The sequence below is a fragment of the Alcanivorax jadensis T9 genome, from assembly GCF_000756655.1.
GTDB lineage: Bacteria > Pseudomonadota > Gammaproteobacteria > Pseudomonadales > Alcanivoracaceae > Alcanivorax > Alcanivorax jadensis.
The window spans coordinates 442,879-455,741 of sequence record NZ_ARXU01000003.1 but is presented as its reverse complement, the minus strand read 5'-3'; the positions used below and the strand labels follow the sequence as shown (position 1 = coordinate 455,741).

The window sequence follows — 12,863 nt, the reverse complement described above, 5'->3', positions numbered from 1 at the left end:
CAAAACAGGCCGTTAATTGGCCCTGGAGACGGGGAAAAGTGCCGCTAGGGACGGCAGGTGTGGCGCAGCCAGCATTAACACTGGATCTACTTTCCCTGACCGCCTGTCTACCCACATGGCGGCCATGGGGTTGGCGACCAGCTATTACTCGCTGATTTTCATAATAAAGTGGTACGGACGATCCAATATCATCGTGCCATCACCGATTTGTGACCTCATACACATTGCTGCCCTGCCCACTTCTGCATACTGCCTGCGCGCCATAGGGGAAAGGCGCTTACGGGGATGGATTACACACTATAATTATAAGGGTTCCGGCATGTTCGATCTGACTGCCTTCGGGGATACGTTCGCCTCTCACCCCTGGCTATGGATACCGATTTCCTGCGCCACCATTATCAGCCTGCTGTTATGGAGCGGTCGCATCCGCCAGCCCGGCATGGTCAACCTGTTCGCCGTTGGCCTGATACTGCCCTGCATCAACCTGAGCATGATCGCCACCGGCGCGCTGGTTGCCGCAGATCAACTGACGCTGGATCTGGTGGCCTTACTGCCGTTCTGAGAGTCGCAAGTGACAAGTTGAAAGTTTCAACGCGGATCAGCGCTGCTGTCAGCCGCTACGCATGAGGCCGCGCCCAATGACTGGAGCGCGGCCTCATGCGTTTGAAATCAAGGGCAAAGGTATGGCGCGTTGCAACTTGAAACTTGCCCACGCTACAAACCCTGAAGAAATTCCAGCTGATCCGCCACACTGATATCCCTGGCCTCGCCCTGATAGATATCGAAATGACCAATCGGATAGCGCTTCACTGTCGCTTTCGCCATGGCCGCAGCGGCCTTTTCTGCGGCTGAAGCCGGCGCCACGGTATCGGTTTCACAGATCAGCACCAGCGCCGGGCAGGCCACCTTGGCCGCCTGCGTCACAGGGCGAAACAAGGGCAGCACCAGGCCGATACGAGCCGCTACTTCATTGGGCACACCCTCCGGCATCAGCGCGGTATAACCATCGTAGGCATCATGACTGGACATGGCCGCCAACTCGCCGGGCTTGCCGGCAGAGGGCAACATGCGCGGCCCCATCCCCAGCAGGCTGCTGGTCATATCCCAGAGACCCAGACCGGTCATTTTCACCGCCTGGCCGACCCCCGCGTAACGCACTACTTCCTGCACCGAGGCCAGGCCATCCATCATCGGACACTGGGCAATGATACCGGCTACGTCCGGTTCCCGGGCCGCCACGGCGGTGACCAGACCGCCGCCAAAGGAGGTCCCCCACAACACGATGCGCTGGTTATCCACTTGCTCCTGCTTGCGCACACAGGCCAGCGCCGCCTGCCAGTCCGCCACTTCCCGGTTGGGCAGCAACACCTGACGGGGCATGCCTTCACTTTCACCGAAGTGCCGGTAGTCAAACTGGAACACCGCGTAGCCGGCTTGCAAAAAGGCATCCCGAAATGGCTCCAGCCCACAGGCCTTGGTGAGACCAAAACCGTGGCCCATGACCACGGTCAGGAAGGGGCCGTCGCCTTTGGGAAGATATAGATCTCCCCGGCAGGACTGGCCGTCGCTAACAAATCGCAGCTCATGCATTTTGCTCATGGAAACTCCTTGTTTTTTCTTACCACAGAGGACACAGAGAACACGGAGTTAACGCCTATCAACACAGGTTCTGTTTTCCCTCGGTGAACTCTGTGTCCTCTGTGGTGAATACGCCTTACCCGGCAATCGCCGGGGCGATAAAGCGCCATTCCTCAATGCTCTGCCCCAGCACCAGGAAGTGCGGATTGAGGATGTCTTCCTTGTTATACTGCAATGGCTCGAACGCGGTATTGACCACAACGCCACCAGCAGCCGTTACCACCGCATGCGCAGCAGCAGTGTCCCATTCAGAGGTGGGCGCCAGACGGGGGTAGATGTCGGCACTGCCTTCGGCTACCAGACACAACTTCAGGGACGAGCCCATGGAGGCACGCTCCACGTCACCGACTTCTTCGCGAATAAAGGCTTCCAGCTTTTCCACCGCTTCACCGCCATGGCTGCGGCTGGCCACCATGACCACCGGGGCGGTACGGGCACGGCACTGGATTGGTTTGCGCTCACCGCCTTCCTCTTTATAAGCACCCACACCGCGGCCACCCAGGTAGGTCACTGCCGTTACCGGCACATGCACGACGCCCAGCACCGGGGTATCCCCTTCCACCAGAGCGATGTTGACGGTGAACTCGCCATTGCGCTTGATAAATTCCTTGGTGCCATCCAGCGGGTCCACTAGCCAGAAACGGGGCCAGTCCTTGCGATCCGCGTAGGCAATACCACCGGACTCTTCGGAAAACACAGGGATCTCCGGGGTCAGCGCCTGCAGGCGCGCTTCGATAATCTTGTGCGCCGCCATATCCGCTTCGGTAATCGGCGACTTGTCGTCCTTGGTTTCCACCCCCAGGTCGTCACGCTCATACACAGTGAGAATAGCCTTGCCCGCTTCACGGGCGATCTCGGCGAGCGGTTCCAGCAGGGTATTAAAGTCGGTCATTTCGTTTTTCCTGTGATTCAGATTTTGCCACCTGTAGAAGCGGCGCCCTCTGTGCTCTGCGAGTATGAGCCTCGAACAGGGCTGCGAAGTCCGGAAAATCGCATCCATATGCGATAGATTCCCTCGCCTGAGGCGAGGATCGCGGCTCAGGCGCCGCTCCTACAGATCAATTATCGACGTTGCTCCAGCAACCGCTTCGCCATCAGCAACGCGGCGATCACCCGGGCTTCCGTCACGTCGTCCCGCTCAATCAAACGGTCCAGGTCGGACAGTTTCCAGGTGAGCACTTCCAGTTCTTCCGGCTCATCCCCGGGCAGGGACTCTTCATACAGGTCTTCCGCCAACACCACCTTGATGCGGTGCCCCATATAACCTGGCGACAGGGTCATGTCCTTCATCAAGGTAAGGTGACGGGCGCCATAACCGGCCTCTTCCTTCAATTCCCGGTTAGCTGCGTCACGCCAGTCCTCGCCGTGTTCGTAGGCGCCCTTGGGCAGGGTCAGTTCGTAACTTTCGGTGCCGGCGCCATACTCGCGGATCATTACCACGGTGTCGTCATCCAGCAACGGCACCATCATTACCGCCGCAATGGGCGGGGTGCGCAGGCGCTCATAGGTCCGCTCCACCCCGTTGCGAAAACGCAGGTGCAGCTCTTCGATTCCGAACAGGCGGCTTTTTGCGACCAGTCGGGTGTCGAGAATCTCCGGTTTCTCATCCATAATCAGCGTCAGATCTCGCGGCAATGATTGTAGGGAGTTACTCAGAAGCTCCTTGAGGCCGAAGACTAACCCGAATACGCAGGAAATTCATGATTGACTGGCAATCCGTCGACACCGTGCTATTGGATATGGACGGCACCTTGCTCGACCTGGAGTTCGATAACTGGTTCTGGCAAAAACATGTCCCCGAGTGCTACGCCCGCCAACAAGGGCTGGATCGGGCCGAGGCCGACCGCATCATCCACGACTGGATCACCAGCCATCTGGGCACCCTCAACTGGTATTGCCTGGATTTCTGGACCGCGGAGCTGGGCCTGGAAATCGCCAGCCTGAAACGGGAAGCCGGCGATCGCATTGCCGTGCGACCCGGCGCGGACACGTTTCTGCAGGCGCTGAAGGAGTCTGACAAACAGGTCATCATGGTCACCAACGCCCATCGTGATGCCCTGGACTTGAAGGTAGAGCGTACCGGCATCGACCGCTATTTCGATGAAATCGTCTCCAGCCACGATTATGGCCACGCCAAGGAAGCCCAGTCCTTCTGGCAGCACCTGCAACGCCACCTGCCCTTTGACCCGGCCCGCGCCCTGCTGGTGGATGACTCCCTGCCGGTGCTGCACAGTGCCCAGCTCTACGGGATCGGCCAGCCGGTCAGCATCCTGCACCCGGATTCCAGCCTGCCCAAGCGGGACCATACCCATCCGTTCCCGGCCATCGACGATTTTCTGCGGGTCTTACCATGAGAGAAATGCCGTGAGCGAGACCGTTCGTATCGACTCCTGGCTGTGGGCGACCCGTTTCTTCAAGACCCGCAGCCTGGCCAAGGCCGCCATCGAAGGCGGCAAGGTGCAGATTGATGGCAGCAAGGCCAAGCCCAGCAAGAATGTGCAACCCGGCCAGACCATTGCCATTACCAAGGGCACCGAACATTTCGAGGTAATAGTAGAAGGCCTGAGTAGCAAGCGCGGCCCCGCCAGCGTGGCCCAGACCCTCTATCAGGAAACCGAACAAAGCCGCAGCCGCCGGGAACAGAGCAGCGAGCAACGCAAGCTGGCACGGGCGGCCGCCGCCGCACCGGACCACAAGCCCAGCAAGAAGGAACGCCGGGATATCCAGCGCTTCAAGAGAGACAACCTGGAATAACCGCTATCGCGCCCCCATAAAGGCATCGCGAAGACAGCAACAGCCCTCAGGACACGACCATGCAAGATCACAAACAACGCTTTCTGTTCCCTGACTCCGATATCCGCGGCGAACTGGTGCAGGTGGAAAGCAGCGTCACCCGTATTATTGAAGGGCATAACTACCCGCTGGCAGTACAGGGGCTGATCGGCGAGGCGGTAGCCGCCGTGGCACTGCTGGCCAGCACCCTGAAATTCAAGGGCCGCCTGGCATTGCAGGCCCAGGGCAAGGGCCCTGTGTCCCTGCTGCTGGCCGAGTGCACCAACGAGGGCGAGTTGCGCGCCCTGGCCCGCCACAGCGACGGCCAGGACTGGAGCCATGGCGACATCCAGACCCTGATCGGCGACGGCAACATGGTGATCACCATCATCCCGGAGCAGGGCCGCCAGTATCAGGGCATCGTCCCCCTGGCCGGGGACTCCCTGGCCCAGTGTCTGGAAGCCTACTTCCACCAATCCGAACAACTCCCCACCCGCCTGTGGCTGGCCAGCGGCAATAACCGGGCCGCCGGCCTGCTACTGCAACGGCTGCCCAACCAGCTGGCCAGCAGCGACGCCAACACACAGATGTGGGAGCACCTTGACGCTCTGGCCGGCACCCTGAAAATGGAAGAGCTACTCAACCTGGACGATCAGACCATCCTCCACCGGCTATTCCACGACACCCCACCACAGCTGCCCGACGCCCAGGCCCTGCAGTTCGGCTGCACCTGCTCCCGGGACCGCAACCGCAATGCCCTGATCTCCCTGGGAAGCAACGAATTGCAGACCCTGCTCGACGAAGACGGCGAAGTGACCCTGACCTGCGACTTCTGCCGCAACCGGGAACGCTTTGATGCGGTGGATCTGGCAGAGATGATCCGGGAGAGTAGTTGACAGTTGATAGTGGACAGTTGACAGCGTCGCGGTCCGGCGTATCAGTTTCTGAAGTGCAAGAGGCCGCGCTCGAACCTTGAGCGCGGCCTCTTGCGGTTAAATGTGTGTCACGGCTAACCCGCGTAGCTGTCAACTGTCCACTATTAACTGTCAACTTGGCCGTGCTGCCGTGACCGCCCGGTCCAAGGGGGAATCGCCACTGATTTCCTTTTCTGGCATAATCGCGCGCCTGTGCTGACTGGAGGTTTCATCCCCCGGTCCCCTTTGGTCTTGCCCGGTGGCAGTAACGGGCACGAGACCGGCACTGTTATCCGCAATGCGAACCAGAGTTTCGGCGCCCATACACGCTGAAACGGCACGGCCACAAGCCCAGGAATGACCATGACCGACCCGATTGTTTATAACGACCTCAGCCCGGCCCAGCTGGTAGAGCTGGCTGTTCAGCGCAACGAAGGCCGCCTGTCCGACACCGGCGCCCTGGTAGTGGAAACCGGTCATCGCACCGGCCGCTCCCCCATGGACCGCTACATCGTTGACGAGCCCAGCACCAGCGAGCACATCCACTGGGGTGCTATTAACCGTGCCTTCCCCGCCGACAAGTTCGATGCCCTGTGGGATCGTGTCAGCGTTGCCGTTGCCGACGCTGATGCCTTTGTTTCCCACCTGCACGTGGGTGCCGATGCGGACCATTACCTGGCAGTGAAAGTGACCGCGCAGACCGCGTGGCACAACCTGTTCGCCAACACCATGTTCATCCGCCCGGAAAAGTACAATCCGCGCAGCAAGGAAGAATGGCAGATCCTGCACGCCCCGCACTTCCAGTGTGAGCCGGAGCGTGACGGCACCAATTCCGATGGCTGTGTGATCCTCAATTTTGCCCAGCGCAAGGTACTGATCGCCGGCATGCGTTACGCCGGTGAAATGAAGAAAGCCATGTTCTCCGTGCAGAACTTCCTGCTGCCGGAAAAAGACGTACTGCCCATGCATTGCTCTGCCAACGTGGGCGACGATGGCGACGTGGCCCTGTTCTTCGGCCTGTCCGGCACCGGTAAGACCACCCTGTCCGCCGATCCGAACCGTTACCTGATCGGTGACGACGAGCACGGCTGGGGCAAGGATGTGGTGTTCAACATCGAAGGCGGTTGCTACGCCAAGTGCATCGACCTGAGCCAGAAAAACGAGCCGGTGATCTGGGATGCCATCAAGTTCGGCGCGGTACTGGAAAACGTCATCATCAATGACGAAAGCCGCACCGCCGACTACACCGACGTGTCCCTGACCCAGAACACCCGCGCCGCCTACCCGCTGGAAAACATCGACAAGAAGGTAGAAGCCAACCGTGCCGGCGAGCCCAAGCACATCATCTTCCTGACCTGCGACCTGACCGGTGTGCTTCCGCCGGTATCCAAGCTGTCCAAGGAAGCGGCGGCCTACCACTTCCTGAGCGGCTACACCGCGCTGGTCGGCTCCACCGAAATGGGTTCCGGTGGCGGCATCAAGAGCACCTTCTCCACCTGCTTCGGCGCCCCCTTCTTCCCCCGTCGCGCCGGCGAATACGCCGAGCTGCTGATCAAGCGGATGGAAGATTTCGGCTCCACCGTGTTCCTGGTGAACACCGGCTGGACCGGCGGCCCCTTCGGCGAAGGCGAGCGTTTCAGCATCCCCACTACCCGTGGCGTGGTGAACGCGATCCTCTCCGGCGACCTGGACAACGCGGAAACCGAGCACCTGGATATCATCAACCTGGACGTGCCGAAAGCCGTTCCCGGTGTGGACAGCCAGCTGCTGCAGCCCAAGAACACCTGGGCCAACCCGGAAAACTACGAGGCCCGCGCCCGCGATCTGGCAGAACAGTTCGAAAAGAACTTTGCCGAGAAGTATGCGGACGTGTCCGACGAGATCCGTGCTGCCGGCCCCAAGGCCTGATCCGTAAGGATCACTGAAAAAGCCCGCCACCGGCGGGCTTTTTCATTGCCGCCCGGCGGGCAGACCCGCCCACCCGGGAAGGCAAAAAGGAAACACCTGGTCTGGACCTGTTTACCACACGCGCTAGACTGCACCCCCGGAGTGGCGACAACCGTCATCGCTCCCTGCCCCACAAGGGCTCTGCCTCATTGATGAGCCACTGAGTGCGCCCAGCGTCATTCAGAGGCTCCTTTAACCCGGACCTGTTCACCGCCAAGGTGGATATGATTGACTGGCAACCCATGAGGGTTGGCCCGACAGGAGCCCCAATGAGCAAACCCAGAATTGTTGTCGTCGGCGGTGGCGCCGGTGGTCTGCCTCTGGTCACCCGCCTGGGTCGCAAGCTCGGCAAATACGGCCACGCGGACGTGACCCTGATAGATTCCTCCAGCATCCATGTCTGGAAACCGCGTTTTCATGAAGTGGCCACCGGCGCCATCGACGCGGACCTGGATGCGGTGGACTACCGCGCCCACGCCCAGCTGAACCATTACCGTTTTGAGCCGGGCACCATGACCCAGGTGAACGTGGAGGCGCAGACTCTGACGCTGGCTCCGCTCCAGGACAACCACGGCTCGGAAGTGCTGCCGGAACGACAACTCCCCTACGATTACCTGGTACTGGCCACCGGCAGCCAGAGCAACGACTTCGGCACCCCCGGGGTGCGTGAAAACTGCCTGTTCATGGACAGCCGCGCCCAGGCGGAACGCTTTCGCGAACGCTTCCTGAATGCCTGTCTGCACGCCAACTATGAAGGCAAGCCAGTGTCCGTAGCCATTGTCGGCGGCGGCGCCACCGGCGTGGAGCTGGCCGCGGAACTGCATCATGCGGTGTCCATGCTCAATTTCTACGGCCACGAAAAGCTGGATCGCAAACACCTCCAGGTGGACGTGATCGAAGCAGCGCCACGGATCCTGCCGGTGCTCAGCGAACGGGTCTCTGCCACCGCCACCCAGCGGCTGGAATCCCTGGGCGTGAAAGTCCGCACCGGTGTCATGGTGGCCGAGGCAACCCCTGAGGCGCTGGTACCCAAGGAAGGCGACCCCATCAACGCCGACCTGCTGGTATGGGCCGCCGGGGTAAAGTGCCCGGACTGGCTGGGCCAGATCGAAGGCCTGACCACCAACCGCATCAACCAGGTGGAAGTGGAGCCGACCCTGCAGGCCAAGGGACACAAGAACATCTTCATCATCGGCGATGCGGCGTTCCTGATCCCGGAAGGCGAAGAGCGGCCCATCCCGCCAAGGGCCCAGTCCGCCCAGCAGATGGCCCAACACACCGCCCGCAGCCTGCAGCAACTGATCATGAAACGTGAACCGCGGCCGTTCCAGTACAAGGACCATGGCTCGCTGGTATCGCTGTCCAATTACAGCTCGGTGGGCATGCTGATGGGCAACCTGAAGGGTGGTAACTTCTTCGTGGAAGGCTGGCTGGCACGGATGATGTACATCAGTCTGTATCGCATGCATCAGGCCGCCCTGTACGGCTGGCCCCGCACGATCATGTTGCTGATCGCCGGCCGCTTCAACAAGCTGGTGCGGCCACGACTGAAACTGCATTAAGGCAACACTACGTAGCACCTGTAGGAGCGGCGCTCTCTGTGCTATGGGAGTATGAGCCGCGAACTGCTTGCGATACGCTTTCCCAAGTATTTCGCGGCTCAAGCGCCGCTCCTACAGCTGCATTGATGTCAGTAGAAAGTTGCAACGCGCGGGCAGGACAAGCCGTAAATGAACCGCCTCGCCGCACCCTGCCTTGCAGCGCGGGTCACCCAGACCGCCCGTTTGGCAACGCCACATCCCCGCGCTTTGCAACTTTAAACTTTCAACTTGCAACTCCCCCCCGCTACACTGCCTGAACACTCGCTGATGACAGGCAACGATGAAAGATACCTTTCTCTACTGGTTCGGCATTCTCAAAAACACCATACGCCTGTGGCTGGAAGGTAATGCCGCCAGCTATGCCGGGTCGTTGGCGTTCTTTACGCTTTTCTCCATTGCCCCGGTCATCATCCTCGCCGTGAAGGTGATCTCGCTGGTGATGAGCAGCGAAGCCGCCATGGCGGAAATTCTCGGCCAGCTGGAAGCTACCGTAGGACCCGCCGCCACCGAAGAAATCCGCAATGCCATCATGAACACCCGCGCACCCAGCCAGGGAGTTCTCGCCGGCATACTCAGCCTGACGGTCATGATCATCGGCGCCACCACCGTATTCGCTCAGATGCAGCGCTCCATGAACGCCATCTGGGAAGTGGTGCCACGGCCCTCACGCAATACCCTCGTGGCTCTGATCAAAAGCCGCCTGCTGTCATTGACCGTGGTGGTGTCCCTGGGCTTTGTATTGCTGGTATCCCTGTTGCTCAACGTGGCCGTGCAGACCCTGCTGGTCTACGCGGAAAACTGGATTCCCTTCCATTCCAGCGTGGCCCTGGCACTTGAGGTCATGGTCTCCATCATCGTCATCGCCCTGCTGTTCGGCATGATCTTTCGCCTGCTTCCCGACGTGGTACTGAGCTGGAAAGACGTGGCCCCCGCCGCCCTGATCACCGCCGTGCTGTTTGCCATTGGCCGCGCCCTGATCGGCTTCTATCTGTCTCACACGGCAACCGCTTCCACCTACGGAGCTGCCGGCTCCCTGGTGATCCTGCTCATGTGGGTGTACTACTCCTCCATGATCCTGCTGCTCGGCGCCGCCTTCAGCCGCGCCCACAGTGAAGCCCGGGGGCGGGTTATCCGTGCCCGCTCCACTGCCGTCAGGGTCCGCCGGGAAATTCACGAAACCCCTGCCTGACAGGCTGCGGAATCAGCCGCCTGGCAGGGTTCATGCCCCCTTCACGGTCGGATTGCCACGGTAAGGTGTCATTCCAACAAGGGGGATCTCATGACACTAAAAGCACCGTTTTCCATAATCAGCCTGACCCTGCTGGCCCTGTTTCTCTCTGCATGCAGTGACAGCGACAACACCATTAGCCAGGAAGTCACCGCCACGGCGTACACCCTGTCCGAAGCGGAAACCAAGAAAGGCAATGTAGGCCTTGCCGCCTGGGGCGACCAGCTGGAACCCGGCATGAAAGCCATCGCCGTGTCCCGCGACCTCATTCCCAAAGGACTCACCCATCGCACGGAAGTGGAAGTGGAAGGCATGGGCACCTATGTAGTGCTCGACAAGATGAACAAGCGCTGGACCGACAAAATCGACATCTTGATGGCGGACCGGGCCGAGGCTCGGGAGTGGGGCAAGCAAACCGTCACCATTCATTGGGAGGCGCCGCAGGAAACGCCCTGAACAATCCGGCAATTTTGCAATTCTCCCGATGAAACCCTGGCAGGGCCATCGTAAACTGCCTGACATTGATGTTCCTGCCACGGTTTCGGAGTCCCCATGGCCACCCGTTCTTTATTGATTTTCCTGTTCCTGTTTTTCAGCCACCCAGCCCTGGCGCTGGATCAGGAAACATTCGCCATGTGCATCAGCAAGCTGCGTCAGGCGGGGCTGGAAGCAGGCTTGCCTGCCCAGGTCATCAGCCAGCATCTGGACGATGTGAAACTGAATGAAAAAGTGGTGGAACTGGACCGCAGCCAGCCGGAATTCACCAGTAGCTTCGCCGACTATTTCAACCGTCGCGTCAGCGAACAACGGATTGAAAAAGGTCGAGAAAAATACCGCAGCCATCGGCAACTTCTCGACAGCCTGACCCGGGAATACGGCATCCCCGGCCACTATCTGGTGGCCTTCTGGGGACTGGAAACCAACTATGGTGGCTACCTGGGCAATATCCCCACTCTTGATGCCCTGGCCACGCTGACTTGTGAAGGCCGCCGCGGCGATTATTTTCAGGGCGAACTGTTCAATGCCCTGCGCATTCTGCAGGCCGGAGATGTAGACGTTGCACAGATGAAAGGCTCCTGGGCCGGCGCCATGGGCCAGACCCAGTTCATGCCCGCAGTATTTCTCAAACACGCCCAGGATCACGATGGCGATGGTCGCCGCGACCTGTGGGGCAGCACCGAAGACGCCCTGGCCTCCGGCGCGCATTTCCTGCAGGCACTAGGCTGGGAACGGGAAGCGCGTTGGGGCCGGGAAATCAGCCTGCCCAAGAATTTCGACTACCAGCTTACTGGTTTTGGCAACAAACGCGCTCTCGCCGACTGGGCCGAACTGGGGCTGACATTGCCCAATGGCCAACCCCTGCCCTCCGCGGACATGGAGGCGGCCGTGATCGTGCCGTCCGGCCATGAGGGCCCGGCCTTTCTGGCCTATCACAACTTCCGGGTGATCATGGGCTGGAACCGCTCCGAGTCCTACGCCATTACCGTGGGCCGACTGGCCGACCGCATTGCCGGCGCCGCCCCCCTGTCCAAAACACCGCCACAGGCACCGCGCCTCAACCGGGAACAGGTGACCCGTCTGCAACAGATCCTCAATGAACAGGGCTTTGACGCCGGCGAAGAAGATGGCCTGATGGGCCCCGGCACCCGCAAGGCCATCGCCCGCTACCAGCAGGCCAACCAGATGGTGGCTGATGGCTTCCCGGGCCAGGATGTACTCACCCACATCGGCATCCTGCCTTAGACCCTCAGGGGAATAAGCCGGAGGAATGTCGAAGTTCGCCAAACCCAACTACGCCATCCCCAGCACCTTGTCTTTCAGCACTGGCACGACCCAGTCGATAAAGGCCTCAAGACGCCGGGTCATATGTTCGCGATGCGGATACAACAGGGTAATGGGCATCGGTGGCGGCACGGTGTCCGGCAGCACGCTGATCAGGCGACCGGAGTCCAAATGATGGCGCACATCATAGTGCGGCACCTGTATCATCCCCAGCCCAGCCAGGGCGCAGGCTATCAGTGCTTCTGCGGTATTCACCGTGACACGGGACGGCAGCGGCACACTCTCCAGCTGGTCTCCCTGACGGTATTCCCAGCTCTCCACCCTGCCTGTCATGGACGACGCAAACGCCACAATGGGATGGGATGACAGATCCTTTATGGTTGCCGGTCGGCCATAACGGGACAGATAAGCCGGGCTGGCGCAATTGCACAGCAGCAAGCTTCCCAGCGGCCGGGCAATCAGGTTGCTGTCCGTCAGCTCCCCCACCCGAATCACACAATCCACGCCCTCGCTAACCAGATCCACAGCGCGGTCGGTGACCCCCATCTGGATATCAATATCCGGGTAACGATTCAGGAAATCCGGCAACGCCGGGGCCAGAATACGCCGCCCCAGACGCCCAGGCACATTGATGCGCAGCTTGCCTTGGGGGCGGCTATCGTTGGCCACAAATGCCCCCTGCAACTGTTCATAATCCTGTAACAGTGACAAGCCCTTCTGATAAAGAAAACGACCCTCCTCGGTGACCTTGATGGCCCGGGTGGTGCGGTTCAGGAGACGCGCCCCCATTTCGGTCTCCAGCTCTTTGATGGCCGTGGACACCGTGGAGCGGGGAATTTCCAGGCTTTCCGCTGCCCGGGTAAAGCTCAGGCAATCCACCACCCGGACAAAGATATGCATTCTCTCGAGACGGTCCATGCTTTTCCATTGTTCGTTATTTTCGACATATGCTGTCAGCTTACACCGGTTTATGCCCACGCC

The 12,863-nt window shown here is 60.3% G+C and carries 13 protein-coding genes; 9 read left to right on the top strand and 4 right to left on the bottom strand.

Translation table 11 applies throughout. The annotated features are described in order from the left end of the window. Positions 1-319 precede the first annotated feature (319 nt). Positions 320-562: a hypothetical protein gene (locus tag T9A_RS06750; RefSeq protein ID WP_035246207.1), complete on the top strand. Its 243-nt coding sequence runs from the start codon at positions 320-322 to the stop codon at positions 560-562. A gap of 152 nt (positions 563-714) precedes the next feature. Here the strand turns inward: T9A_RS06750 and T9A_RS06745 are convergent, their stop codons facing one another. The 3 genes from T9A_RS06745 to nudE all read right to left on the bottom strand — a co-directional run bounded on the left by T9A_RS06745 (position 715) and on the right by nudE (position 3,249). Beyond that, positions 715-1,599: an alpha/beta hydrolase gene (locus tag T9A_RS06745; RefSeq protein WP_035246205.1), complete on the bottom strand. Its 885-nt coding sequence runs from the start codon at positions 1,597-1,599 to the stop codon at positions 715-717. Between the two features lie 115 nt (positions 1,600-1,714). After that, positions 1,715-2,530, bottom strand: coding sequence for a 3'(2'),5'-bisphosphate nucleotidase CysQ (gene cysQ, locus T9A_RS06740; protein WP_035246204.1), 816 nt, complete (start codon positions 2,528-2,530; stop codon positions 1,715-1,717). 170 nt (positions 2,531-2,700) lie between these two features. Continuing rightward, positions 2,701-3,249 (bottom strand): ADP compounds hydrolase NudE, encoded by a 549-nt coding sequence (gene nudE / locus T9A_RS06735; protein ID WP_035246337.1) that lies wholly within the window; start codon positions 3,247-3,249, stop codon positions 2,701-2,703. A gap of 89 nt (positions 3,250-3,338) precedes the next feature. Here nudE and yrfG point away from each other — a divergent pair, with 89 nt between their 5' ends. The 8 genes from yrfG to T9A_RS06695 all read left to right on the top strand — a co-directional run bounded on the left by yrfG (position 3,339) and on the right by T9A_RS06695 (position 11,843). Continuing rightward, positions 3,339-3,992 (top strand): GMP/IMP nucleotidase, encoded by a 654-nt coding sequence (gene yrfG, locus T9A_RS06730; protein WP_035246202.1) that lies wholly within the window; start codon positions 3,339-3,341, stop codon positions 3,990-3,992. Positions 3,993-4,002: 10 nt separating this feature from the next. Beyond that, a complete protein-coding gene (locus T9A_RS06725; RefSeq protein ID WP_035246200.1) occupies positions 4,003-4,392 on the top strand; it encodes an Hsp15 family ribosome-associated heat shock protein in 390 nt (129 codons plus the stop codon). Between the two features lie 59 nt (positions 4,393-4,451). Further along, entirely contained in the window at positions 4,452-5,306 is an 855-nt protein-coding gene (hslO, locus tag T9A_RS06720) for an Hsp33 family molecular chaperone HslO (protein ID WP_035246199.1), read from the top strand. 381 nt (positions 5,307-5,687) lie between these two features. Continuing rightward, complete coding sequence (locus T9A_RS06715) at positions 5,688-7,232, top strand: phosphoenolpyruvate carboxykinase (protein WP_035246197.1); 1,545 nt, start codon at positions 5,688-5,690, stop codon at positions 7,230-7,232. A gap of 308 nt (positions 7,233-7,540) precedes the next feature. Continuing rightward, positions 7,541-8,833 (top strand): NAD(P)/FAD-dependent oxidoreductase, encoded by a 1,293-nt coding sequence (locus T9A_RS06710; RefSeq protein WP_035246195.1) that lies wholly within the window; start codon positions 7,541-7,543, stop codon positions 8,831-8,833. Positions 8,834-9,152: 319 nt separating this feature from the next. Next, a complete protein-coding gene (locus tag T9A_RS06705; RefSeq protein ID WP_035246193.1) occupies positions 9,153-10,061 on the top strand; it encodes a YihY/virulence factor BrkB family protein in 909 nt (302 codons plus the stop codon). 90 nt (positions 10,062-10,151) lie between these two features. Continuing rightward, positions 10,152-10,556, top strand: a complete 405-nt coding sequence (locus tag T9A_RS06700; RefSeq protein WP_035246192.1) for a 3D domain-containing protein — start codon at positions 10,152-10,154, stop codon at positions 10,554-10,556. 96 nt (positions 10,557-10,652) lie between these two features. Further along, the gene (locus tag T9A_RS06695) at positions 10,653-11,843 is read left to right on the top strand and encodes a lytic murein transglycosylase (RefSeq protein WP_052042564.1); all 1,191 of its coding nucleotides are present in this window, start codon (positions 10,653-10,655) and stop codon (positions 11,841-11,843) included. A gap of 48 nt (positions 11,844-11,891) precedes the next feature. Here the strand turns inward: T9A_RS06695 and T9A_RS06690 are convergent, their stop codons facing one another. Next, positions 11,892-12,800, bottom strand: coding sequence for a LysR family transcriptional regulator (locus T9A_RS06690; protein ID WP_035246191.1), 909 nt, complete (start codon positions 12,798-12,800; stop codon positions 11,892-11,894). Between the last annotated feature and the right edge of the window lie 63 nt (positions 12,801-12,863).

What these genes read in the sequence shown, in the direction of transcription:
- T9A_RS06705 (WP_035246193.1), top strand. Translation starts at nt 9,153, where the DNA reads ATGAAAGATACCTTTCTCTACTGGTTCGGCATTCTCAAAAACACCATA.
- yrfG (WP_035246202.1), top strand. Translation starts at nt 3,339, where the DNA reads ATGATTGACTGGCAATCCGTCGACACCGTGCTATTGGATATGGACGGC.
- T9A_RS06750 (WP_035246207.1), top strand. Translation starts at nt 320, where the DNA reads ATGTTCGATCTGACTGCCTTCGGGGATACGTTCGCCTCTCACCCCTGG.
- T9A_RS06695 (WP_052042564.1), top strand. Translation starts at nt 10,653, where the DNA reads ATGGCCACCCGTTCTTTATTGATTTTCCTGTTCCTGTTTTTCAGCCAC.
- T9A_RS06700 (WP_035246192.1), top strand. Translation starts at nt 10,152, where the DNA reads ATGACACTAAAAGCACCGTTTTCCATAATCAGCCTGACCCTGCTGGCC.
- T9A_RS06710 (WP_035246195.1), top strand. Translation starts at nt 7,541, where the DNA reads ATGAGCAAACCCAGAATTGTTGTCGTCGGCGGTGGCGCCGGTGGTCTG.
- T9A_RS06690 (WP_035246191.1), bottom strand. Translation starts at nt 12,800, where the DNA reads ATGGACCGTCTCGAGAGAATGCATATCTTTGTCCGGGTGGTGGATTGC.
- cysQ (WP_035246204.1), bottom strand. Translation starts at nt 2,530, where the DNA reads ATGACCGACTTTAATACCCTGCTGGAACCGCTCGCCGAGATCGCCCGT.
- T9A_RS06745 (WP_035246205.1), bottom strand. Translation starts at nt 1,599, where the DNA reads ATGAGCAAAATGCATGAGCTGCGATTTGTTAGCGACGGCCAGTCCTGC.
- nudE (WP_035246337.1), bottom strand. Translation starts at nt 3,249, where the DNA reads ATGGATGAGAAACCGGAGATTCTCGACACCCGACTGGTCGCAAAAAGC.
- hslO (WP_035246199.1), top strand. Translation starts at nt 4,452, where the DNA reads ATGCAAGATCACAAACAACGCTTTCTGTTCCCTGACTCCGATATCCGC.
- T9A_RS06715 (WP_035246197.1), top strand. Translation starts at nt 5,688, where the DNA reads ATGACCGACCCGATTGTTTATAACGACCTCAGCCCGGCCCAGCTGGTA.